The sequence below is a fragment of the Plantibacter cousiniae (nom. nud.) genome, from assembly GCF_977070315.1.
The window spans coordinates 173,616-194,679 of sequence record NZ_CDRVEU010000002.1 but is presented as its reverse complement, the minus strand read 5'-3'; the positions used below and the strand labels follow the sequence as shown (position 1 = coordinate 194,679).

The following is a 21,064-nucleotide window of genomic DNA, read 5'->3' as shown; positions in this document are numbered from 1 at the left end:
CCCCCCTTTTATCCAGTAACACCCCCGTGGCTATTCATAAAATCCGCTTCATGCCGATAAAGACGGGGAGCGCGAAAAGTCAAAGTGTCGTGAACAGCACTTTCCACCTCTCGCGGCCCGTAAAACTAACGGTCTTGGGCCAGATATCTACCAGGCTACGGCACGGTTAGTTTGTTGTTGGAAGCAGGTTCTGCCCTGGCACAGAGAAGGGATGGCCATTTCTGTAGTCCAACGAACCGCTTACAACAAAAGTACAAAACCACGCGTAACTACTTGCCTCTAGTGCAGTAGGGCTCTCGGACAGAAGTGACCCCTTACTTAACGATGATGGATAATCAATGAACATGATAAATCGCACCAGTTTCGCTAAAAAACTCATGGCCGCGTTCATCGTTTGCGCCATGATCACATTGGCTGTGGGTGGCTTGGGGATGCTCGGTATCAACCGGCTTTCCGATGCCCTTGAGCTGACATTCTCGAATAACCTGGTTTCAGTGGCCAACACCAACGAGACGATGACCGCCCTAACCACTCATAACCGCGGGCTTTACCGTTTGCTCGATGCCAAGGACACGGCCACGGCTGAGAAAATGCGCCAAAGTATCAATGCCGAGCTGGAGCGTGCGCAGAAAGTCTATGCCATCTACCGCGCGACTCCGTTGGAGGACGATGAACGCGCAGCGGGTGACCAGTACGACGCCTTGATGCCGGCCTACATCTCTGCTTCCCAGAACATCTTTGACCTGCAGCAGGCGGGCAAACTGGAAGACGCGCGCAATCGCCTCAACGCGCTGGCGGACGGGGAGTTCAACAAGGCTCGCGGCTACCTGCAGATCATGATCGACTCCAACAAGCGCCAGATCAAAGAAGGTGCAGAGGCCGCTGACAGGCTGCAAAGCAACTCGGTATTCATGTTGACGGCGGGTATTGTCATCGCGTTTGTGGTGGCGATCATGTTGGGTATTCTGATCACTCGCATGATTACAGGACCACTGAGAAGCGCTATCGAAGTTGCACAACGTATTGCATCGGGCGACTTGACCCAGAGCGTTTCCAGCACCCGAGGCGATGAAGCGGGGCACCTGCTCAATGCGATCGGCACGATGCAGGGCAACTTGAAACGCACGATTCAGGAGATTTCCAGCGCGTCCGATCAGCTTGCCTCCGCAGCCGAAGAGCTTGGCGCGGTCACCGAAGAAAGCACACGCGGCCTTACTCGACAAAATGACGAGATTCAACAGGCTGCAACGGCGGTAAACGAAATGACGGCGGCTGTTGAAGAGGTAGCCCGCAATGCAGTGTCTACCTCGGAGGAGTCCAAAGCACTGGCAACCGACGCCGCGAACGGTCGTGGCCAGGTGGATAACACCGTCAAGGGCATCGGCACGATGGTCAGGGAGATTACCGAGTCGACGGGGTCAGTGACCACGCTTGCTGGCCACGTCCGGGATATCAGCAAAGTGCTTGAGGTCATCCGCAGCATTGCGGAACAGACCAACCTGCTTGCGCTGAACGCCGCCATCGAGGCTGCACGCGCCGGTGAACAAGGCAGAGGGTTTGCTGTGGTAGCCGACGAAGTGCGCGCTCTGGCGCACCGCACCCAGGCTTCAACGGTGGAAATCGAAGGCATGATCGGTACCGTGCAGTCCGGTGCCGACGGTGCGGTCGCTGCAATGAGCAAAAGCCTGGCGACGGCCACCAACACTCAGGAACTCGCTCAGCGTGCCGGCAGCGCCCTGGAAAAAATCACCAGCGGCGTAGGCACCATTAACGAGCGCAACATGGTGATTGCCTCGGCGTCCGAAGAACAGGCCCAGGTGGCACGCGAAGTGGATCGCAACCTGGTCAACATTCAGGAACTGAGCGCACAGTCTGCAGCGGGCGCTAATCAGACGAGTGCATCCAGTCAGGAACTGTCACGGCTGGCGATTTCGTTCAACACGATGGTTGCGCAGTTCAAGCTTTAACGGGCTTGTGCAGGTGTATTTCCGGTCTGATCGTCTGGACCGCTTTGACCGGGAATACACACTGCTTTCTCTTGTTCTTTTCTTGTTGACGGTCGACCTTGCCAGTTTGCGGTGGGCAAAGCGCTTGAAATAGTTTGAATCCGGCTGGGACGCTGAAATAAACAGCGATCAGATATGAAATATCTTGAAACATTCGTGTCACATGAAGAGTCAATGGAATAACCCTCTTCAAGGTTTTCCGATGAAAACGCCTCGCCCGAACACACGTCTCAAATCCCTCATCAATCTGCGCAATCTAAAAATGGCGCGGTCTGCGCACGCGTTCGTTCGAGGCAATACCGCCCAGTTCTATGAGTGGCTTCACAGCCAGTCGGGTAGACGTCTGCCCAGCGGTCCGCCGGTCTGGATCTGTGGCGATTGTCACGCCGGCAATCTGGGGCCCACAGGGGATTCGAGAGGGCGCATCGACATGCATATCCGCGATCTCGATCAGGCCGTAATCGGTAATCCTGCCCATGACCTGGTGAGGCTGGGGTTGTCGTTGGCGACGGCTGCTCGTGGCTCGGACTTGCCCGGCGTTACCACGGCAAGAATGCTGGAAGAGATGATGCAGGGCTACGAAGAAGCTTTTTTGGGCGACGACGATGAAGAGCCTGATCGCCCTGCGCAAGTGAAAGCCGGAATGCGTAGCGCGGTACAACGCACGTGGAAGCACCTTGCCAAGGAGCGCTTCGAAGGTACGCAGCCGACCATTCCGTTGGGTAAGCATTTCTGGCAACTGTCACGCGCGGAACGCGATGCAATCAAGGAGCTTTGTGAAACGCCGGAGATTCATGCGCTGGTGACATCGCTCAAAGGCAGGTCGCAGGATGACCGGGTGCGCTTACTCGACTCCGCCTATTGGGTAAAAGGATGCAGCTCGCTGGGGCTGCTTCGCTATGCGGTGCTGATGGGTGTTGGCGATGAAGAGGATGAAGAGTTCTGCCTGCTCGACGTCAAGGAAGCCGTCGCAGCGGCGGCCCCCCGTACGGCGAGGGCTCGCATGCCCAGAGACAATGGCAAACGGGTAGTGGAGGGCGCCCGGAATCTGTCGCCCGGCCTGGGCAGCCGAATGGTTGCCGTGCGAATGCTGGATCATTCGTTCTTCATACGTGAGCTGCTTCCTCAGGACATGAAGCTGGAACTGGATGAGCTCACTGAGCAAGAGGCCATGCAGGCCGCAGCGTATCTCGCAAAAGTGGTTGGTAACGCCCACGCCAGACAGATGGATCTGGCCACACGTGCGGCGTGGATCCGGGATCTGCAAAGCAATCGCTCCGAGACCCTGGACGCTCCCTCCTGGCTATGGTCAAGCGTCGTTCAACTGGTCGGCAGTCACGAGCAAGGCTACCTTGAGCACTGTCGGCGCTACGCGCTGTAGCGCCTTGTGAATTGAGCGGAACAGATTAACTGCCGATGCTGGCCGTCCTTGGCTTACATGAATCAGTTAATCAATATTCTGCTCAAACTCGCCGGGGAAGCATAAGGAAGTCAGCGCCAAGCACTTATCGATTGTGGCGCAGAATGGAGAAGTTCAGCGCCGCTGCCACCGAGAGCCAGACCAGGTAGGGAAACAAAATCAGCCCGGTGATGATGTCCAGTTGCAAGGCCATCACGATCATCGCGGCAACCACGACCCACAGCAGAACCAGAATCACCATCGCAGCAACCAGACGGTTCGCGCCAAAAAACACCGGCGTCCACAACGTGTTAAGCGCTATTTGAGCGGCCCACAAGGCCAGTACGATCTCGCTGCCGGGGATAAGCGTCAAGCGATAGCCCGCCCAGGCGAGAAGCAGATAAATCGTCGTCCACGCCACCGGAAACGCCCAGTCAGGCGGGGTAAAGCTCGGTTTCTTAAGAGATTCGTACCATGCTCCTGGCTTGAAGATGATGCCGGTTGCTCCGGCGGCGCAGCAGGCTAAAAGGAAAATGAAGAAGGTCATGGGTTGTCCTGAGTCGAGGGCTTATGAGGCTGATCGGTGGTAGCGATACCCAGGTTGGACGCCTTTGTGTTGAAAAGGTCCGTTTTTTTGATGTGAGGGTCAGAGCGAAGAAGAGAGGCGTGCCCTCTGCTTGACGCCTTGGAAAGCGCTGTTGCCGAATTGTAAAGCCCACCTCGGCGCCTCGATAAAGTCTGCCGAAGCGTGCCGTTTAAACGGTGGTTTCTACCAGGTAGCCCCGCGTTTAAGCGCTTATTGACGGCCTTATGGTGGTGTAATAAACCCTTGATGGCCAGATGCTCGTCAGACCACGGTGGTCTGCGCTTTATCGGAGGACTGGCTGGACGGGTCGGGCTTTAGCAACAGGTCACTCTTCTGAACTCATGTGGATAACCAGAACATGCCAGCACCTTTAACTCCCGTGCATACCTCTGCAGATCTGCCGGCGGAGGCCGATGTGGTTGTGATCGGCGGCGGTATCATCGGCGCGTTTACCGCCTATTACCTTGCCAGGCGCGGCATGAAGGTCGCGCTGGTTGAAAAGGGCCGCATAGGCGCCGAGCAGTCAAGCCGTAACTGGGGATGGTGCCGTCAGCAGAATCGCGATGCGCGTGAATTACCGATGGCCACCAAAAGCCTGGAACTGTGGGAGCAATTCGCCGAGCAATCCGGTGAACAGACCGGCTTTACGCGGTGCGGCTTGCTCTACCTGAGCAACAACGACCAGGAGCTGGAAGGGTGGGCGCGCTGGGGCGAGTTTGCGCGCACTGTCAACGTGCAGACCCAGATGCTCACCGCCGAGCAGGCTGCCGAACGGGGCAGGGCGACTGGCAAGCTATGGAAAGGTGGGGTGTTTGCGCCCACAGATGGCATTGCCGACCCTTCCCGCGCAGCCCCCGCAGTCGCGCGCGCGATCATGGCACTGGGCAGTAGCGTGCATCAGGACTGCGCCGTGCGGGGCGTCGAGACCGAAGGCGGTCGCTTGTCGGCAGTCGTCACCGAAAAAGGCACCATCCGCACCCGGCTCGCGGTGCTTGCCGCAGGCGCTTGGGCATCTTCGTTCTGCCGCCAGTATGGTATTCGCTTCCCGCAAGCGACGATTCGTCAGACCGTGCTTTCGGTCACCGCCCCGAGCCAGGAAATTCCCAGTGCGCTGCATACCACCGGCGCGTCCATGACCCGCCGCTTTGATGGCAGTTACACGCTGGCGATCAGTGGCCGGGGTCGAGTCGATATCACGCCGCAGTTGCTGAGGTTCTCTACGCAATTCCTGCCAATGTTTCAGCGTCGCTGGCGCAACCTTGCGCCTGGGGGGTTGGAAGGCTGGCAAGCAGGCCACGAAAGCTTGAAGCGCTGGCGCCTGGACCAGCCCACGCCGATGGAGAGAGTGCGCATTCTCGATCCAAGCGCTGACGCCTCCGCAGTTGCGCTGACTTACAAGCGCGCGGTGGAATTGGTGCCGGCACTGCAGGGTACGTCGATCAAGGCGTCCTGGGCCGGTTACGTGGACAGTACGCCGGACGGCGTTCCCGGTATCGGCGAAATGTCCAGCCTGCCGGGGTTGGTGATCGCGGCCGGGTTCAGCGGGCATGGCTTTGGTATTGGCCCCGGCGCGGGTCATCTTATTGCCGATATTGTCAGCGGTGTGAGCCCCATTGTAGACCCGCGTCCTTATCACCCTGACCGCTTTCAAACGTCCGCCTGGGGCAAGGTGGCGGACTTTTGAGCTGAAGCCGTTTTGTTAAAAACGTTTGGCCGGGGTGAGCGGGTGGTCTATTTCGCCTTTTCAGTCTCAAGCATGAACTGCCCGAGCTCCTTGCTATAAAACTTTGCCATGCTCGTGGTGCCGTGACCACGGGTGTCGGCACTGGCGGGGATAAGTAATAGCCGTGCGTGCTTGAGTTCTTTCATCGACGCCTGCATAAGGCCTGTTTCCGGCGGGATGCGCTCATCGTCCGCTGAATTGATGGCCAGCACCGGAGCTTGAATTTTTTTCAGACCGGGGGCTGCGTTGAAGTCGGCGGAAGATTGCCATTGGTAGATGAAGTCATTGGCGTCGGCGGTTTGTGCAGCGCTGAGGCGTTCATCCACCAGCTTATCGGCCTGAGCGCGGGTCGGGGCAGCCGCCTGATACGCCAGAGTACCGCCGCTGGTACCGATGCTGAACATCGCGTTGGCCAAGCGTAGGGACGGCGGTTGCGCGCTGTAGTTGCCGTTGCTCCAGGCCGGATCCTGCTTGATTGACTCGACCAGCAAGCGGCGCATCATCCAGTTGCGGGATGACATTTCGGTGGGTTGGGAAGCCATGGGCACCAGTGCGTCCATCATCTGCGGCCAGTTCTGGCCCCACATCCAGGTTTGCATGCCGCCCATGGAGTTACCGATGATCAGCCTCAGGTGCTTGATACCCAGACCTTCGGTGACCAACCGATACTGGGCTTGAACCATGTCGTTGTAGTTGTACGCCGGAAACCGAGTGCGCAAGCCATCCGATGGTTTGCTGGACTGGCCCACGCCGATGCCATCGGTGGAAATGATGTAGTACTTGCTGGCGTCCAGCGGTTGACCAGGGCCAAACAGCTCCCCGCCAAAATCCTTGCTCAGCATATCGCTGCCTGGCCGATAGGTGCCGTGCAGAAAGAGGATGGCGGGATTTTTGGGATTGCCAAGGGTGATGTAGTGCAGTTTGAGGTTGGCGAGTTTTTCACCGGTATGGAAGGTGAACTGCGGTGCAACCCAGTCGCCCTCGGTCGCAGCGGGTAACGGCGCGGCACTGACGGCAGAGCCGAGTAAGGCCATAGAAAACAACAGCCCGATCGTGGGACGTGAAATGAGTCTATGCATGGGTATGTCCTATTATTTTTGTTTTAGGATGTCCTGCGCTTCAATGCTTGCAGGAGATTGATCAGTTGGCTAATCCTCAGAGCGAGGGCAGCATGGCGCAACGTCGCCGGGTCTCAATACGGGGATCTTCGTTCCCGTCCTGCATTGTATTTTTGTCATGGCGTCATGGGTGTTGGAGATATGATCTGCCAACGATCAGATAATGTTAAGTTAATTTTTATATAACACTATTTAACATAGCAATAGGCTGCGCGCTTTCGGAAGGCCTCAGCCGGGCAGGGGGCCGATGCAGGATCTCGTTCAATTTGCCCAACGGCTCAATGCTCTCGGCTCAATCACGATATGGGGTTACCCTGAAGACCGGGTAAAAAGGCGGGGATTTGAAACAGCTCAGGTCTTAGGTCATGCGGCCCAACTGCCATCAATATCTCGCTCAAACGTGGCTTTTGGGCCTACAGTCTTGAGTGTCGCTCACTGCAAGGAATACAAATGAACGCATTGCCTTCAACCTCTCTGCCAAAGCACGTCAGCCTGCTGGGTTATGGCGGTCTTTTGCCGTTTATTTCCTTGGCGCTGCTGATCCCGTTTTCTATCGACTATCGGCCGCTGTTTGCGATTGCCCTTGTCAACTATGGAGCCGTCATCCTGAGCTTCGTCGGCGCCTTGCACTGGGGCTTCGCCATGACCGCCCAAGACATGAAAGCCCAGCAGCGCAGCGGCCGGTTCATCTGGAGTGTCATTCCTGCACTTATTGCCTGGATTGCCACGTTACTGCCAATGCCATTGGGTTGCTTGCTGCTGGTCATCGGCTTTGTTGTCCACTTTTTGCAGGACAGACAGCTCTTGCGGGTTATAAGCTTGCCCGGCTGGTACCTTCCTATGCGATCACAGCTTACCGCTGTGGTTAGCGTCTGCCTGCTGCTCGCCGCGATGGTTGAGGCGCTTCATTTATGAAACCTCTCACAATCAAATGTTGGCCGTGGAAGATTCGCCGATGCAGCGTCAGCAAGCACAGAGGGAGGTCGAGGCATCGGGGTTCATGAAAGGGAGGTAAGGATTGGTGAAAGCGGCTACACATGGACAGACATAGAAATACACATAATTTAACATAATATACATTATGCGTAACAAGATGTTACGCGATCTTGGCAGTGCCGAGCGCATTTCCGCAGGAAAAGGCTCCTGTCGACACATGCCAACCAGCCTCGAATCAATTCTGAGTGAAACCGCCACGCACATTGATCTATCACGAAGCTAAAAACACTGAGCGAGCCCGGCGCTTTATCGAGTTGCTTTATCCGTGATGGCTACGCAGCGCTGTCGCGATACCTCGATGACTCGGTTGTACCCATTAACAACAATGGGGTCGAGAACCAGATCCAATCACGGGCGCCTGGACTCAAGAACTGACTCTTCGCCGGGTCTTTCGTGCGGCTATGTGGACACTATCCTGCGATGTATTTAGGGTTACCTTTCCCACGGAACCCGACCGACGAGCGCTTTATGCCCAATACACTGAGTTTTCACCAGGTTGATGTATTCGCCAGTAAGCCCCTGGAAGGCAATGCCCTGGCAGTCGTAAGCGACGCTGATGATCTGACCACCGAACAAATGGCCGCGTTCGCACGTTGGACAAACCTTAGCGAGACGACATTTCTCATGCGTCCTACCCATCCTGATGCGGATTATCGTGTACGTATCTTTACTCCAATCCGTGAACTTCCTTTCGCTGGCCACCCTACTTTAGGCAGCTGTTACGTGTGGCTGGGGGATCATGGTTTTTCGCAAAGTAAAGAAGTCGTTCAGGAGTGTGGTGCAGGTTTAGTTCACATCCGCCGCGACGGCCCTCGTTTGTCTTTCGCGGCACCACCGTTGCTACGTGGAGGCGCGGTTGAAGACGATGTTTTGCACAGCATCATCGATGGATTGGGTGTTGCACCTGACCGTATTATTGCGAGCCAATGGGCAGACAACGGCCCGGGTTGGGTTGTGGTAATGCTGCGCACGCGTGAAGAATTGTTGGCTATACATCCAGACTATGCAGCACTGAATGGGTTAAACGTAGGGGCCTTTGCGCCTTGGGTCGGGCGAGATGCAGAAGCTGATATCGAAGTTCGAGCCTTCATTAGTAACAGGTCTGCAGAAGACCCTGTTACTGGTAGCCTTAATGCCAGCCTTGCCCAATGGCTAATACCCGCCGGGCTAATGCCAAAACGATATACCGTCAGCCAAGGTACGGCGTTGGGACGTCGCGGACGAATTCAGGTAGAACAGATCGGTGAAGGCATCTGGGTTGGTGGTGAAGTTAAAAAATGCATTACCGGCCAAGTCTCTTTTTAGCATATGATTAAAATCAGGTTGAGTCAGCGAGCTTTTGATGACGATCTACCAAGGAACGTGAGACTCATATTCGCCTGCTGAACAACCGCCCTCGCCCAACCTTAAAGTCCCTGAGATTAATAACTCAACTAAACAGTCATTTAGTTGAGTTATCAATCCCCCCCCCCACAAGCGCCCCTCCTGCACTTGGCCCAGACATAAAATACTCACCGGTTGACGACCAACTCCGAGGCGACTTTTCTCAGCATTAAGGTCTCGCGTTGTATGGACTGCCCCATCGAAGACTCCTGACGCTGCATAACAGCCTCATTATGAGCGATGGCTTCAGTTACGCTGATCCAGACGGGCCGCATGCCATTGGCTATTTCATGGCTTTCCATTCTAACGGGCTCTAATTGGTGCGCGACTTCGCACAGATAAAAATGTGAGGTCATGTGCATCAGATCATAATGGGGCTTCCAATAGGGCCGGTATTCTTCGATGTAACCATAATGCTGGAGCACCTGAATTTGACGAGCGCCCGTCTCTTCTTCAAGTTCACGCTTCAACCCTGTAACAACGTCCTCGTCTGCATCAAGGCCGCCTCCAGGAAAGCTGAAGTCGTTATAGCGTTCAGTGAACAGTAAAAGTATTTTTTCATCCCTCAATACGATGCCGCGTGCCGCATGGCGTCTGAATATTCTGCCCTGTGTGGACTTCAGTTCGGGATGAATGATTTCGGTAATGAGCTGCATGGGATCTTCATTTCAAGTGAGCTGGAGAATTCGAAGCAGTTGTCAGCCTGGTCGTAGCAACCTTTATCGCTCTTCAAAGCGAACCTATACGATCAAGTTCGGCCTTGAGCTGGTCGGTGCTGATGGCCTCCAGTGGCAACGCAAGAAACGCTGTCACACGCTCGCGAATTTTGGCGAGTGTGCTTTCAAACGCTGCGGTGATCTGCGCTTCCGACCCGGAGACTTCGGAAGGATCAGCCAGCCCCCAATGCGCCTTCAGGGCAGGCCCGAAGAAGATCGGGCAGGTTTCACCTGCAGCCCTGTCACAGACGGTGATCACGATATCTGGAGGCGAGCCTTCAAAAGCGTCCGAAGCCTTGCTGCTCAGGCCTGCGGTGGAAATACCTGCTGCTTCCAGGGTTTGCAAAGCCCGTTGATTTACCTGGCCACTGGGAAAACTGCCCGAGCTGACTGCCTCCAGACCTGGATGCGCCAGATGGTTGAAAAGCGCCTCAGACAGAATGCTGCGGCAGCTGTTGTGGGTGCACATGAACAATACTTTCATCGTTGCATACCTTGAGTCAGAAACCGGGACGCAATGCCGAGACACCCGTCTTTCTTCTATCCCATCCTATTCCATTCGTATAACAGGAAATCAATGGCTGGGATCGCCAAGCGTGCGCAGATCCTCCAGCAACCGAACAAATTCGACAACAGCTGGGGCCATTGTGTGCTCCGTACGGGTAATGAGCCCGATTTGCCGAACAACACCCGGATGGTCAACTGGCACCTTGCTCAGGTCTCCCCGCCCATCGTCCGCTGACTCCGGAAGAAGCGCAACGCCCTGCCCCTGCCTGACCAACGCCAGCACGGTAGACATGTAATTGGCTTCCAGACCAGCAGATAAAGGCAGTTGCTCGTCAGCAAACACTCGCTCGACCAAATCGCGAACGCTGCTTTCCCTGCCGGTAAGAACGATCGGAAAAACAGCTATCTCGTCCAGTCTCACTGTCGGACGCTTTGCCAGTGGATGGTCTTTTGGGGCGAACAGGCACAACCGGTCTTCCAATATCGCGTTGAACTCCAGCCCATGAGTGGGCCGGGCCTGTACGCCTAATCCGAAATCCACTTCGCGCTCCATGACAAGCGTGTCGATGCGTTGCGCGACGACATCTCGCAGTCTGACCTCGACACCGGGAAACCGCTCGCGGAACGTCTTCAACACGACAGGCAGTACACCGGAACACAGCGATGGCAAGGCGGCGATGGTGATCAAGCCGCGTCGTGAGGCTGCAATATCCCGCGCAGCAGTAACGATGTTGTCCAGATCCAACAGCAGTTTTTCCATGGGTAAAAGCGCATTTTGCCCGGCGCCGGTCAAGCAGACATGACGCGGGCTTCGTTCCAGCAAGGCAACGCCAAGCCAATCTTCCAGTTGCTGGATTTGTACGGTCAGTGCAGACGGCGACAAGTTGAGAGCAGCTGCGGCCTTGGAAAAACTGCCGGTCTGAGCGACTGACAGAAAGGCGCGGATGTGCTGGATCGAATTCTTCATTTTGTTTTTCCGAACAAGACCCACTGAATATTTCAATTCACAGAGCATAGCGTCGTTGTTATTACTCTTGCAAAACAACAAGAGGGTGTCTCGTCGCTGCCGCGCACAGGGATGCCAAAGAGGATCTGCCCATGCTCGCCACACTCGGTGTGATAACCATCCTTGCCATGCTCGTCAGTATTATGAGCAAACGCATATCTCCCCTGGTTGCATTGATCGCCCTCCCGATCATCGCCGCCCTCCTCGCTGGTTTTGGTCTGCAAACCAGTGGTTTCATCATCACAGGCATCAAGAACGTTGCGCCCGTAGTCGGGATGTTTGTATTCGCCATCCTCTTCTTCGGCATCATGACGGATGCCGGCATGCTCGATCCGATCATCGATCGCATCCTCAAACGGGTCGGTACACGGCCGACCCGCATCGTCATGGGCACCGCACTGCTGGCGCTGTTGGTGCATCTGGACGGCTCCGGCGCGGTGACCTTTCTCGTGACCATTCCGGCAATGCTGCCGTTGTATACGCGGCTGGGCATGGATAAACGCATACTGGCCTGCGTCACGGCGATGGCTGCGGGTGTCAACTTCCTGCCCTGGACGGGTCCGGTGTTGCGCTCCTCCGCCGCCCTTCACGTGCCGGTTTCGGATCTGTTTCAGCCGCTCATTCCGGTGCAGATCGTCGGACTGATCTTCGTCTTCACCTGCGCGTTCTTCCTGGGACGGCGTGAAGAGCGACGCCTGGGCCTGGGTCCTGACAATCTCGATGTAAAACCCCACCAACGCGTGCTCAGTGATGCCGAGCGTGAACTGCGCAAGCCTCGGTTGTTCTGGGTCAACCTGCTGATGACGCTGGTGGTGATGGGCGTAATGATCGCGGGGGTTGTCGATCCGGTGGTGATGTTCATGCTCGGCACCGTGATTGCCTTGTGCATCAACTATCCTGCCGTGGACGCACAACGGGCACGCATCGACGCACACGCCAAAACGGCCCTGACCATGGCCAGTATTCTGCTTGCTGCCGGGGTATTCACAGGCATCATGCAAGGCACCGGGATGCTGAAGGCCATGGCAGAAGTGGCCGTAGGCCAGATCCCGGCCGGGCACGGCAAGCTGATCCCGGTCGTCGTAGGCTTTCTATCCATGCCCTTGAGCCTGCTCTTCGATCCGGACTCCTTCTACTTCGGCATCATGCCCGTGGTCGCCGAGGTCGGCAAAGCGCTCGGCGTTGACCCGATGCAGGTCGCGCAGGCGTCGCTGCTTGGCGTGCATACCACCGGCTTCCCGGTCAGCCCGTTGACGCCAGCGACCTTTCTGCTGGTCGGCCTGTGCAAGATCGAACTGGCTGACCACCAGCGTTTCACTATCCCTTTCCTGTTTGCGGCCTCGGTCATCATGACCCTGACCGCTATGGTCATAGGAGTTTTCTGAATGAAAACAATACGGATTGGTTCAGGAGCCGGTTATTCCGGCGACCGCATCGAGCCGGCGATCGAGCTGGCCGAGCATGGGCAACTGGATTACCTGGTATTTGAATGCCTCGCAGAACGTACCATTGCACTGGCACAGCAGTCGCGTCTGGCAGACCCATCAGCAGGCTACGATCCATTGCTGAGCGAGCGCATGCGCCGGGTCTTGCCTTTTGTGGGCAACGGCGTTGACGGTACGCGCCGCCGCTTGCGAATCATCACCAACATGGGCGCTGCAAATCCGCTTGGCGCCGCTAGTGAAATACGCCGGATAGCGGCAGAACTGGGCTTGAACGGCTTGAAAGTCGCAGCCCTGACAGGCGATGACGTGCTCACAGCCCTGCTGCAACAGCCCGATCAAACCCTCGACAACGGCAGGTCTCTGCGATCCCTTGGCGACAGACTCATCTCGGCCAATGCCTATCTGGGCGCGGAAGGAATCATCCAGGCCTTGCGCGCCGATGCTGACGTGATCGTTACCGGAAGGGTCGCTGATCCCTCACTGTTTCTCGCACCGCAAATGTTCGAGTTCGGCTGGGCCGAGGACGCATGGGCATTGCTGGGTCGCGGAACCCTGGTCGGGCATTTGCTCGAATGTGCCGGCCAGGTCAGCGGCGGCTATTTCGCGGATCCTGGTGTTAAGGACGTCCCAGACCTCGACCGTCTGGGCTTCCCGCTGGCCGAGATAGATGCGGCAGGCAACGCCGTCATCAGCAAAGTGGCAGGCTCCGGTGGCCGCATTGATACCGCCACCTGCACCGAGCAAATGTTGTACGAAGTGCATGACCCTGCCGCCTATCTGACGCCGGATGTCAGCGCGGATTTCACCGATGCTTCCTTCGAATCCATCGCCAGAGACGAAGTGCGCGTTCAGGGGGCGGACGGACACGCACGTCCCGCGACGCTGAAGGTGTCAGTAGGTTTTCTGGATGGCTGGATCGGCGAAGGACAAATGTCCTACGGCGGCCCCGGCGCGCTGGCTCGCGGACAATTGGCGAAGGACATCGTACTCAAACGCCTGGCCCTGACAGGCGTGGTATGTGAGGACATTCGAGCCGAACTGATCGGCGTTAACGCCTTGCATGGAAGTCACCTGGGAGCGCGCGCCGAGGGCGAGCCCTGGGAAGTACGCCTCCGGGTGGCCGCGCGTTGCGTGGACAAAAACGATGCAATACGCGTCGGCAATGAGGTGGAAACCCTCTACACCAACGGCCCGTACGGCGGCGGCGGTGCGAGCAAGTCAGTCCGCCAGGTAGTCGCGGTGGCGTCGTTGTTTGTGCCGAGAGACCAAGTCAACCTGCACGTGCATCTGGAGGATCTGGCATGAACACCACCAAATTGCGGGACATCGCTCATACACGTACCGGTGACAAGGGTGACGTCTCCAATATCTCGATCGTTGCCTTTCGCATCGACGATTATCCACGTCTGGCTGAGCTGCTGACGGTGGAACGGGTCACTGAACACTTTGCCGAACTGCTGGATGCAAATGGACCACCCGTACGGCGCTACGAACTGCCACGTGTTGGTGCGCTCAACTTCGTCCTGCCCGGCATCCTGCGTGGCGGGGTCACGCGGTCACTGGCGCTCGATGCCCACGGCAAGGCTCTGGGGGCCGCACTGCTCGATCTGGCCCTGGAATGACGAGCGGCTTAGCGCGAGGCGGCACATCGGTCGCGCACCTAGCGGTGCACTTTGGCGCACCCTGCACGCATTGATGCAGCAAATCCGTACCCGCTGAAAAATTGGTTCACTCAACGGCGAACCAATCCCCTTGCCATGCCGCGGACCAACCCGGCGGACCTTTGAACATTGGCCCGCCAGGCTTGATCCGCGACAGTGGCTGGCCATCTTGCCCGGCAAAATTGACCGAACCAATTTTCATTGGCATCGCTCTTGCACCAGCCCTTATGCCTGGAACCCCTGACTGCGGGCAGCTCAGGGCATCTTTTTTCGGTCTGGCGCGAGTACCACGATGCAAAGGTTCGACCCTGACATCCCCATCGACAACTCTTCGAAACTGGCGCTGGACGCGTTGCGCCAGATCGTTGCCCAGCATGCGGCCTTCCCCCAGCGGGCATTGCCTACCGAGCGGGATCTGGCGGCCGATTTCGGGGTCAGCCGACGCGCAGTTCGTCGCGCCCTGTCGGTGCTGGAAGCCGAAGGCCAGGTCTGGCGCCGGCAAGGTAAAGGGACATTTGTCGGACCGACGCCACCCAGTGCCGCCATGAGCTTCGCGCGGCTTTCCGGCCGGACCAATTTCACCGAGGTCATGGAAGCGCGCCTGCACCTGGAGCCAGCGCTTGCCTCACTGGCGGCGGTACGGGCCAATGGTGAACAGATGGCGATTCTGCGCCGCCTTGCCGAGCGCACCACTCGCCAGCAGGTCGCCGAGCAGACCGATGCCGAAGGCATCGAGCTGTGGGACAGCGCCCTGCACCGTGCCATTGCCGAAGCCGCGGGTAATCGGCTGATGCTGGACATCTTCGAAATGCTCGATGCGATTCGTCTGGACCCCGCCTGGCGAGACTTGCGTCACCGGGCGCGCAATGCCGACCGCCTCGACACTTACAGCCACGATCACGACGACATTGTCAGCGCCATTGAAAGCCGCGATCCGATCAAAGCCGCCACCGCCATGCGCGGCCATTTACGTGCGCTGCAACAGGCCCTGAACACCGTCATCAACCAAGACCTGGAGGCCAGCCTATGAGCGCCACTGCCCACCTCACAGAAAACGGCGACGGCACGGTGCTCAGCATCAGCGACCTGACCGTCCGCTTTGCCGGTGCGCCCGCCAATGTTGTCGACGGCGTGTCGTTTTCCGTCAAGCGCGGCAAGACCCTGGCCATCGTCGGCGAGTCCGGCTGCGGCAAGAGCGTGACCTCAATGGGCATGATGGGCCTGTTGCCGACGACGGCCAAGGTAGACGCCAGCGACTCGCTGCTGATCGATGAAGCCTTGCTGGGCATGTCCGAAGAGCGCCTGCTGGACGTGCGCGGCAACCGCATGGCGATGATCTTCCAGGAGCCGATGACCTCCCTTAATCCGGTCTTCACCATCGGTGAGCAGATCGCTGAAAGCGTGATGCGTCATCAGGGCCTTTCAGACAAGGCTGCCCGCCAGCGGGCTCTGGACATGCTGGAAAAGGTCCGCGTGCCGGACGCTCGCCAGCGGCTGGACGCCTACCCACATGAACTCTCGGGAGGCATGCGGCAACGGGCCATGATTGCCATGGCGCTGGCCAATGACCCGGCGCTGATCATCGCGGATGAACCGACGACTGCGCTGGACGTGACCATTCAAGCACAAATCCTCTCGCTGATCGCCAACCTGCAGACCGAGACCGGCACAGCGATGATTCTGATCACCCACGATCTGGGTGTAGTCGCCGAAGTCGCCGATGACGTCATGGTCATGTACGCCGGGCGTGTCGTGGAAAGCGGTCCGGTGAAAACCCTGTTCGACGATCCGCAGCATCCGTACACCATCGGCCTGATGGGCTCGATGCCCTCGATCGGCCCTCGTGAAGGTCGTTTGGCGACCATTAACGGCCGGGTGCCGACGCCGGCAGAAATGCCGGGCGGTTGCCGTTTCGCCGGGCGTTGCCCGTTCGTGATCCAGCGATGCCGAGACGAACGCCCGCCGCTGCTTGAGTTGTCTCCCGGACACTTCGCCGCGTGCATCCGTGCGCCTTTGGAACAGCATGTGGGAGTCAGTGCGTGAACCTTTCCAGACCAGACATCGCCGGGCGCATCAGCCCCGACAGCAACGCGCAGAAACCCATTCTGGAAGGCATCGGCCTGAGCAAGCACTTTACCGTGCAAAGCGGCCTTTTGCAGCCGAAGAAGCCGCCGGTACAGGCTGTCAATGAGGTCAACCTGTCAGTCCGCAAGGGCGAGACGCTGGCATTGGTAGGCGAGTCCGGCTCGGGTAAATCCACCCTTGGCCGCTTGCTGCTCAACCTGCTGCAACCGACTGCGGGCGACGTGATTTACGAGGGCCGCAACCTGGCCAACCTGACGCCGGAAAAACTGCGTCAGGTACGCCGTGACTTACAGATCATCTTTCAGGACCCGTTCGCCTCGCTGAATCCACGCATGACCGTGGAATCCATCGTTGGCGAACCGATCTGGCTGCACAGCCAGGCCAGCCGCAGCGACCGTCAGGCTAAAGTCGCCGAGTTGTTGCGCACGGTAGGTCTGGCTCCGGAACACGGCGGTCGGCATCCCCATGAATTCTCCGGTGGTCAGCGCCAGCGCATCGGCATTGCCCGCGCCCTGGCTTCCGAGCCGCGCTTGATCCTCGGCGACGAGCCGGTCTCGGCGCTGGACGTTTCAGTGCAGGCGCAAGTGGTCAACCTGCTCGAAGACCTCAAGCATCAATTCGGCCTGACCCTGGTGATTGTTGCCCATGGCCTGGCCGTGATTCGCCATATGAGCGACCGCGTGGCGGTGATGTACCTGGGTGAAATCGTCGAACTGGCGCCGGTCGACGCGCTGTTCGAAAACCCTTTGCACCCTTATACCCAGGCGCTGATGGCCGCTGTGCCGGTCAGCCACCCTGACCTGCGCCAGCCGCGTCCGCTCCTCGGCGGCGATATGCCCAGCCCCAGCCGCCCGCCTTCGGGTTGCCGCTTTCATACCCGTTGCCCGCACGCCCGTGCGCTGTGCAAGGACGCTGCGCCGGTCATGGAAACAGTCGAGGCCGAACGCCAGGTCGCCTGCCACTTCTGGCGTGAAATCGCCAACGCAGGCAGCACCACGCTGATCCTTCCGACACCCAGCGCTGCCTACACCCAGCGCCTGAATCTGTTCAAGCACCATCAATCCCTTGCAGTGGAGAGCCAGCCATGAAAATCGCACGCGTCGTGACAGGAACATTGTTATTGCTGGCCGCCAACGCTGCCTTTGCCGAATCGACGTTGCGCATCGGCATTCAGGACGATCCCGATGTGCTTGATCCGCATCGTTCGCGCACCTACTCCGGCCGCCTGGTCTACACCGCGCTGTGCGACAAACTGGTGGACGTCAACCCGGACCTGACCTACTCGCCGCAACTGGCCACCGCCTGGAACTGGAGCGAAGACGGTAAAACCCTGACCATGACGTTGCGCGAAGGCGTGACGTACCACGATGGCGAACCTTTTGATGCCGCCTCGGTGAAGTTCAACCTCGACCGCGCCCGCACCCTCCCCGACTCGCTGCGCAAAAGCGAGCTGGCCTCGGTGGACAGCGTCGAGGTGATAGACGCAAAAACCGTCGCCATCAAGCTCAAGCAGGCCGATGCCACGCTGGTTTCACAGCTGTCGGACCGCGCCGGAATGATGCTCGCGCCGAAAGCTGCGCAAGGCGAATTCGCCTCCAACCCGGTCTGCTCCGGCCCTTACAAATTCGTGCAGCGCGTGCAGCAGGATCGAATCGTGCTGGAGCGTTTTGACAAGTACTGGAATCAACAGGCTTATCACTTCGACAAAGTGGTGTTCCTGCCGATTCCGGATACCTCGGTGCGCCTGGCCAACCTGCGCTCCGGCGACCTGGACATCATCGAGCGTGTTGCACCAACCGATGTGAAAACGGTCAAGGGTGACAGCAAGCTGGCGATCTACAACACACCCGGCCTGGGCTACATGCAACTGATGTTCAACATCGGCAACGGTGAAAAAGCCAACTCGCCGATGGGTAAGGACAAGCGCGTACGCAAAGCCTTTGAGCTGTCCATCGACCGCGATGCTATCAACCAGGTGGTGTTCGAGGGTCTGTACGCGCCAAGCGCTCAGCCGTTCCCGAAAAACAGCCCGTATTACGACAAGGACCTGCCGATCCCGGCTCGCGATATCGAGAAAAGCAAGGCGCTGCTGGCTCAGGCCGGTGTGAAGCTACCATTGGCGGTGGACCTGAAAGTGGCCAACAACCCCATCGCGCAGCAAGTCGGGCAGATCATTCAGGCCATGGCTGAAGAAGCAGGCTTCAAGGTCAACCTGATTGCCACTGAATACGCGACGATGCTCAGCGAACAGGCGAGCGGCAACTTCCAGATCGGCATGAGCGCCTGGTCAGGCCGCCCCGATCCGGACGGCGATATCCATCAGTTCGTGACCTGCAAAGGCGGCCAGAACGACGGTAAATACTGTAACGCCAGGCTCGACGAACTGCTCAACAAGGCGCGCACCGTGAACGACGTTGCACAACGCCAGGCGCTGTACAACGAAGCGCTGCGTTTGTTGGCCGATGAAGTACCGACCGCCTACCTGTATTTCGACCCGCGAATCATTGCCATGCGTAACAACGTGACCGGTTTCGTCCCTAACCCGGACGGTCTGATTCGTCTGAACAATGTCGCGTTCAAGCCATGACTGACGGGCGCACCTGCGAGGTTCCGGTATGCTGATGTTCATCCTGCGACGCCTGCTCAGCTCGATACCGACGCTGATTCTGGTTTCGCTGTTCGTCTTCACCCTGCAGAAGCTGCTGCCGGGTGACCCGGTGCTGGCCATGGCCGGGGAAGAACGCGATCCAGCGGTCATGGAATACCTGCGCGACAAATACCGGCTCGATGACCCGATCCCGTTGCAGTACCTCAACTGGGTCGGCAACGTGCTGACCGGCGACCTGGGAACATCGCTGCGCACCGAGCAACCGGTGACCACGCTGCTGGCGTCGAAACTGCCGGTGACTATCGAACTGGCCGTGCTGGCCCTGCTGATTGCGCTGTTGATCGGCATTCCCACCGGGATCATTTCGGCGGTGCGCAAAGGCACTGCGGTGGATTACGGGGCCAACGTGGTGGCGCTGTCGGGGATTTCCATCCCGCACTTCTGGCTGGGCATTCTGCTGATCATGATCTTTGCAGTGAAACTGCAGTGGCTACCCGCCTCCGGCTTTGTGCCGATGGGTGAGGACTTCGGGCAAAACCTGAAGACCCTGATCCTGCCAGCGTTCGTACTGGGTGCCGGGCTTTCCGGGATTCTCATGCGCCACACCCGCAGCGCCATGCTGGAAGTCCTGCGTGCTGACTACGTCCGCACCGCACGGGCCAAGGGATTGTTCCCGCGCACGGTGACTCTCAAGCATGCGTTGCGCAACGCATTGATGCCGATCATCACCCTCACGACATTGCTGTTCGGCGAGTTGCTCGGCGGTGCGGTGTTGACCGAGCAGGTATTCAGCATTCCGGGGTTCGGCAAGATGATTGTCGACGCCGTATTCAACCGTGACTACGCCGTGGTGCAAGGCGTGGTGTTATGTGTCGCGATTGGCTTCCTGATGTTGAACTTGCTGGCAGACGTGCTTTATCGCCTGATCAACCCACGCCTGAGGACTGCCTGATGACCGCTATCGCCAGCCTGTCGCACAGCGCGATCCTGCCCCGCAGTCGCTCGCCTTTTCTGAAAAAATTCCTGGCCAACAAAGGCGCAGTGATTGGCGCGGCAGTGTTGTTGCTGTTTGTCCTGGCCGCCGTTCTGGCGCCCTGGATTGCGCCTCATGACCCGCTCAAAGCCAACTTCCTCGCGGTACGCAAGGCACCTTCATTGATCTACTGGATGGGCACCGACGAACTGGGGCGCGATTTATTCTCGCGCTTGCTGTACGGCGCACGCAGTTCGCTGCTGGCCGGTGGTGTTTCGGTGGCCATCGCCATGGTCATCGGCGTGCCGCTGGGCCTGCTGGCCGGGTACTTCGGTGGCAAGCTGGACATGATCATCTCGCAGGTCATGGAAGCGCTGTTGTCCTGTCCGTTCCTGGTGCTGGCCATCGCTTTGGGCGCCTTTCTCGGCCCCAGCCTGACCAACGCGATGATCGCCATCGGCCTGTCCGCGATGCCGATCTTTGCCCGCCTGACCCGTGGCCAGGTGCTGTCGATCAAACACGAGGATTACCTCGAAGGTGCCCGCGCCATCGGTCTGCCGGATCGCTGGATCATCCTGCGTTACGTGCTGCCCAACGTGATGTCGCCGCTGGTGGTACAGGCCACATTGACCATCGCCTCGGCGATTCTGGCCGAAGCCAGCCTGTCGTTTCTCGGCCTGGGCCAGCAACCGCCGTCGCCGTCCTGGGGCTCGATGCTCAATACTGCGAAAAATTTCATGGAGCAGGCGCCGTGGATGTCGATTGCGCCAGGTGTGGCGATCTACATCACGGTCCTGTGTTTCAACCTGCTGGGTGACGGCCTGCGCGATGCGCTGGACCCCAAGGGCTAAA

Annotated in this window: 20 protein-coding genes; 14 read left to right on the top strand and 6 right to left on the bottom strand. The window is 58.3% G+C overall.

Annotation, left to right across the window (positions count from 1 at the left end; genetic code table 11):
• The first annotated feature begins 338 nt into the window (after positions 1 to 338).
• Positions 339 to 1,967, top strand: coding sequence for a methyl-accepting chemotaxis protein (locus tag ACW55A_RS04565; RefSeq protein ID WP_498810739.1), 1,629 nt, complete (start codon positions 339 to 341; stop codon positions 1,965 to 1,967).
• Here ACW55A_RS04565 and ACW55A_RS04560 read toward each other — a convergent pair.
• A complete protein-coding gene (locus tag ACW55A_RS04560) occupies positions 1,957 to 2,160 on the bottom strand; it encodes a hypothetical protein (RefSeq protein ID WP_032609569.1) in 204 nt (67 codons plus the stop codon). The genes ACW55A_RS04565 and ACW55A_RS04560 overlap by 11 nt on opposite strands.
• A gap of 48 nt (positions 2,161 to 2,208) precedes the next feature.
• Between ACW55A_RS04560 and ACW55A_RS04555 the strand changes: the two genes are divergently transcribed.
• The gene (locus ACW55A_RS04555) at positions 2,209 to 3,387 is read left to right on the top strand and encodes a DUF2252 domain-containing protein (RefSeq protein WP_032609567.1); all 1,179 of its coding nucleotides are present in this window, start codon (positions 2,209 to 2,211) and stop codon (positions 3,385 to 3,387) included.
• Positions 3,388 to 3,511: 124 nt separating this feature from the next.
• Here ACW55A_RS04555 and tspO read toward each other — a convergent pair whose 3' ends face one another.
• The gene (gene tspO / locus ACW55A_RS04550) at positions 3,512 to 3,952 is read right to left on the bottom strand and encodes a tryptophan-rich sensory protein TspO (RefSeq protein ID WP_003371008.1); all 441 of its coding nucleotides are present in this window, start codon (positions 3,950 to 3,952) and stop codon (positions 3,512 to 3,514) included.
• A gap of 397 nt (positions 3,953 to 4,349) precedes the next feature.
• On the opposite strand from tspO, the gene ACW55A_RS04545 reads away from it, so the two are divergent.
• Positions 4,350 to 5,675, top strand: coding sequence for an NAD(P)/FAD-dependent oxidoreductase (locus ACW55A_RS04545; RefSeq protein WP_498810740.1), 1,326 nt, complete (start codon positions 4,350 to 4,352; stop codon positions 5,673 to 5,675).
• Between the two features lie 47 nt (positions 5,676 to 5,722).
• On the opposite strand, the gene ACW55A_RS04540 is transcribed toward ACW55A_RS04545, so the two are convergent.
• Positions 5,723 to 6,793: an alpha/beta fold hydrolase gene (locus ACW55A_RS04540; protein WP_498810741.1), complete on the bottom strand. Its 1,071-nt coding sequence runs from the start codon at positions 6,791 to 6,793 to the stop codon at positions 5,723 to 5,725.
• 489 nt (positions 6,794 to 7,282) lie between these two features.
• Here ACW55A_RS04540 and ACW55A_RS04535 point away from each other — a divergent pair, with 489 nt between their 5' ends.
• Both ACW55A_RS04535 and ACW55A_RS04530 read left to right on the top strand, forming a co-directional pair.
• Positions 7,283 to 7,747, top strand: coding sequence for a DUF3429 domain-containing protein (locus ACW55A_RS04535; RefSeq protein ID WP_498810742.1), 465 nt, complete (start codon positions 7,283 to 7,285; stop codon positions 7,745 to 7,747).
• Between the two features lie 549 nt (positions 7,748 to 8,296).
• Positions 8,297 to 9,133: a PhzF family phenazine biosynthesis protein gene (locus ACW55A_RS04530; protein ID WP_455808760.1), complete on the top strand. Its 837-nt coding sequence runs from the start codon at positions 8,297 to 8,299 to the stop codon at positions 9,131 to 9,133.
• A gap of 206 nt (positions 9,134 to 9,339) precedes the next feature.
• On the opposite strand, the gene ACW55A_RS04525 is transcribed toward ACW55A_RS04530, so the two are convergent.
• The 3 genes from ACW55A_RS04525 to ACW55A_RS04515 all read right to left on the bottom strand — a co-directional run bounded on the left by ACW55A_RS04525 (position 9,340) and on the right by ACW55A_RS04515 (position 11,401).
• Positions 9,340 to 9,867 (bottom strand): NUDIX hydrolase, encoded by a 528-nt coding sequence (locus ACW55A_RS04525; protein WP_455808761.1) that lies wholly within the window; start codon positions 9,865 to 9,867, stop codon positions 9,340 to 9,342.
• A 73-nt stretch (positions 9,868 to 9,940) separates the two neighbouring features.
• On the bottom strand, positions 9,941 to 10,411 hold the full coding sequence (locus tag ACW55A_RS04520; RefSeq protein ID WP_248695532.1) for an arsenate reductase ArsC: 471 nt from the start codon (positions 10,409 to 10,411) through the stop codon (positions 9,941 to 9,943).
• 90 nt (positions 10,412 to 10,501) lie between these two features.
• Complete coding sequence (locus ACW55A_RS04515) at positions 10,502 to 11,401, bottom strand: LysR family transcriptional regulator (RefSeq protein ID WP_060708918.1); 900 nt, start codon at positions 11,399 to 11,401, stop codon at positions 10,502 to 10,504.
• A 131-nt stretch (positions 11,402 to 11,532) separates the two neighbouring features.
• Between ACW55A_RS04515 and ACW55A_RS04510 the strand changes: the two genes are divergently transcribed.
• The 9 genes from ACW55A_RS04510 to ACW55A_RS04470 all read left to right on the top strand — a co-directional run bounded on the left by ACW55A_RS04510 (position 11,533) and on the right by ACW55A_RS04470 (position 21,063).
• The gene (locus tag ACW55A_RS04510) at positions 11,533 to 12,825 is read left to right on the top strand and encodes a CitMHS family transporter (protein WP_455808763.1); all 1,293 of its coding nucleotides are present in this window, start codon (positions 11,533 to 11,535) and stop codon (positions 12,823 to 12,825) included.
• The gene (locus tag ACW55A_RS04505) at positions 12,826 to 14,190 is read left to right on the top strand and encodes an acyclic terpene utilization AtuA family protein (protein WP_096137310.1); all 1,365 of its coding nucleotides are present in this window, start codon (positions 12,826 to 12,828) and stop codon (positions 14,188 to 14,190) included.
• The gene (locus ACW55A_RS04500; protein WP_003370969.1) at positions 14,187 to 14,507 is read left to right on the top strand and encodes an AtuA-related protein; all 321 of its coding nucleotides are present in this window, start codon (positions 14,187 to 14,189) and stop codon (positions 14,505 to 14,507) included. The genes ACW55A_RS04505 and ACW55A_RS04500 overlap by 4 nt, the downstream gene beginning before the upstream one ends.
• Positions 14,508 to 14,838: 331 nt before the next feature.
• The gene (locus ACW55A_RS04495; RefSeq protein WP_003401136.1) at positions 14,839 to 15,576 is read left to right on the top strand and encodes a FadR/GntR family transcriptional regulator; all 738 of its coding nucleotides are present in this window, start codon (positions 14,839 to 14,841) and stop codon (positions 15,574 to 15,576) included.
• Entirely contained in the window at positions 15,573 to 16,589 is a 1,017-nt protein-coding gene (locus ACW55A_RS04490; RefSeq protein WP_455808765.1) for an ABC transporter ATP-binding protein, read from the top strand. Before ACW55A_RS04495 ends, ACW55A_RS04490 begins: the two co-directional genes overlap by 4 nt.
• Positions 16,586 to 17,719 carry an ABC transporter ATP-binding protein gene (locus ACW55A_RS04485; protein ID WP_498810743.1) on the top strand — a complete coding sequence of 378 codons (1,134 nt, stop codon included), beginning with the start codon at positions 16,586 to 16,588 and terminating at the stop codon, positions 17,717 to 17,719. Before ACW55A_RS04490 ends, ACW55A_RS04485 begins: the two co-directional genes overlap by 4 nt.
• Positions 17,716 to 19,218, top strand: a complete 1,503-nt coding sequence (locus ACW55A_RS04480; RefSeq protein WP_455808766.1) for an ABC transporter substrate-binding protein — start codon at positions 17,716 to 17,718, stop codon at positions 19,216 to 19,218. The genes ACW55A_RS04485 and ACW55A_RS04480 overlap by 4 nt, the downstream gene beginning before the upstream one ends.
• 28 nt (positions 19,219 to 19,246) lie before the next feature.
• Positions 19,247 to 20,191 (top strand): ABC transporter permease, encoded by a 945-nt coding sequence (locus ACW55A_RS04475; RefSeq protein WP_498810744.1) that lies wholly within the window; start codon positions 19,247 to 19,249, stop codon positions 20,189 to 20,191.
• On the top strand, positions 20,191 to 21,063 hold the full coding sequence (locus tag ACW55A_RS04470; protein WP_003370958.1) for an ABC transporter permease: 873 nt from the start codon (positions 20,191 to 20,193) through the stop codon (positions 21,061 to 21,063). The genes ACW55A_RS04475 and ACW55A_RS04470 overlap by 1 nt, the downstream gene beginning before the upstream one ends.
• The last annotated feature ends 1 nt before the right edge of the window (position 21,064 follow it).

What these genes read in the sequence shown, in the direction of transcription:
- ACW55A_RS04475 (WP_498810744.1), top strand. Translation starts at nt 19,247, where the DNA reads ATGCTGATGTTCATCCTGCGACGCCTGCTCAGCTCGATACCGACGCTG.
- ACW55A_RS04545 (WP_498810740.1), top strand. Translation starts at nt 4,350, where the DNA reads ATGCCAGCACCTTTAACTCCCGTGCATACCTCTGCAGATCTGCCGGCG.
- ACW55A_RS04480 (WP_455808766.1), top strand. Translation starts at nt 17,716, where the DNA reads ATGAAAATCGCACGCGTCGTGACAGGAACATTGTTATTGCTGGCCGCC.
- ACW55A_RS04500 (WP_003370969.1), top strand. Translation starts at nt 14,187, where the DNA reads ATGAACACCACCAAATTGCGGGACATCGCTCATACACGTACCGGTGAC.
- ACW55A_RS04510 (WP_455808763.1), top strand. Translation starts at nt 11,533, where the DNA reads ATGCTCGCCACACTCGGTGTGATAACCATCCTTGCCATGCTCGTCAGT.
- ACW55A_RS04560 (WP_032609569.1), bottom strand. Translation starts at nt 2,160, where the DNA reads ATGTTTCAAGATATTTCATATCTGATCGCTGTTTATTTCAGCGTCCCA.
- ACW55A_RS04555 (WP_032609567.1), top strand. Translation starts at nt 2,209, where the DNA reads ATGAAAACGCCTCGCCCGAACACACGTCTCAAATCCCTCATCAATCTG.
- ACW55A_RS04525 (WP_455808761.1), bottom strand. Translation starts at nt 9,867, where the DNA reads ATGCAGCTCATTACCGAAATCATTCATCCCGAACTGAAGTCCACACAG.
- ACW55A_RS04530 (WP_455808760.1), top strand. Translation starts at nt 8,297, where the DNA reads ATGCCCAATACACTGAGTTTTCACCAGGTTGATGTATTCGCCAGTAAG.
- ACW55A_RS04490 (WP_455808765.1), top strand. Translation starts at nt 15,573, where the DNA reads ATGAGCGCCACTGCCCACCTCACAGAAAACGGCGACGGCACGGTGCTC.
- ACW55A_RS04515 (WP_060708918.1), bottom strand. Translation starts at nt 11,401, where the DNA reads ATGAAGAATTCGATCCAGCACATCCGCGCCTTTCTGTCAGTCGCTCAG.
- ACW55A_RS04565 (WP_498810739.1), top strand. Translation starts at nt 339, where the DNA reads ATGAACATGATAAATCGCACCAGTTTCGCTAAAAAACTCATGGCCGCG.
- ACW55A_RS04540 (WP_498810741.1), bottom strand. Translation starts at nt 6,793, where the DNA reads ATGCATAGACTCATTTCACGTCCCACGATCGGGCTGTTGTTTTCTATG.
- ACW55A_RS04505 (WP_096137310.1), top strand. Translation starts at nt 12,826, where the DNA reads ATGAAAACAATACGGATTGGTTCAGGAGCCGGTTATTCCGGCGACCGC.
- ACW55A_RS04535 (WP_498810742.1), top strand. Translation starts at nt 7,283, where the DNA reads ATGAACGCATTGCCTTCAACCTCTCTGCCAAAGCACGTCAGCCTGCTG.
- tspO (WP_003371008.1), bottom strand. Translation starts at nt 3,952, where the DNA reads ATGACCTTCTTCATTTTCCTTTTAGCCTGCTGCGCCGCCGGAGCAACC.
- ACW55A_RS04470 (WP_003370958.1), top strand. Translation starts at nt 20,191, where the DNA reads ATGACCGCTATCGCCAGCCTGTCGCACAGCGCGATCCTGCCCCGCAGT.
- ACW55A_RS04495 (WP_003401136.1), top strand. Translation starts at nt 14,839, where the DNA reads ATGCAAAGGTTCGACCCTGACATCCCCATCGACAACTCTTCGAAACTG.
- ACW55A_RS04520 (WP_248695532.1), bottom strand. Translation starts at nt 10,411, where the DNA reads ATGAAAGTATTGTTCATGTGCACCCACAACAGCTGCCGCAGCATTCTG.